The organism is Thermococcus sp. M36, from assembly GCF_012027355.1.
GTDB lineage: Archaea > Methanobacteriota_B > Thermococci > Thermococcales > Thermococcaceae > Thermococcus.
On the sequence record NZ_SNUH01000074.1, the window covers coordinates 1 to 557 of the forward strand.

Annotated in this window: 1 protein-coding gene; it reads left to right on the forward strand. The window is 29.6% G+C overall.

All coding sequences use genetic code 11. The features are described 5' to 3' along the window. Window positions 1–557: ABC transporter ATP-binding protein (locus E3E36_RS11385; RefSeq protein ID WP_167895530.1), on the forward strand; the 557-nt coding region annotated here is incomplete at both ends.

A 557-nucleotide genomic window follows, 5' to 3' on the forward strand; every position in this document is an offset into this window, starting at 1 on the left:
TTATTTATAACATTACAATGGTTTTATGCAGTGCTTTGTATTGCACTTTCTATACCAATGGCCATTATAAAATGGTACTACAGTTTTAAAATGTTTCAATTAGAAAAAGAATTAGTACCTGTTGAAAGAGAAGCCAATTATCTGCATCAAATATTAACATGGGTTACTCATGCAAAAGAGGTTAGAGTATTTGGTTACGGTTCTTCTTTTATAAAAAAATTTAAAGCCATTAAATGGGATGTTTTTAAAAAGAGAAGAAAATTAAATGCCAGGCAAAACCTGTTTAGTTTATTATCAGAATTGTTTGAAATAATTGTAATTGCTTTTGTGTTCATCATGTTAGCTAAAGGTGCATGGGAAAAAACTATTTCAGTCGGCGTTTTTGTTATTTATCTGCAAGGCTTTCAAAGATTACAAGGTGCAGCAAAAGGCTTATTGCAATCAATTGTTCAGTTGCTTCAGCAAAGACTTTTTTTGAGAGATTTATTTGGCTTCTTAGATATTCAATCATATCATTCTGATTTAAAAAATACTAACTTCCCAACATTACAAAAAGA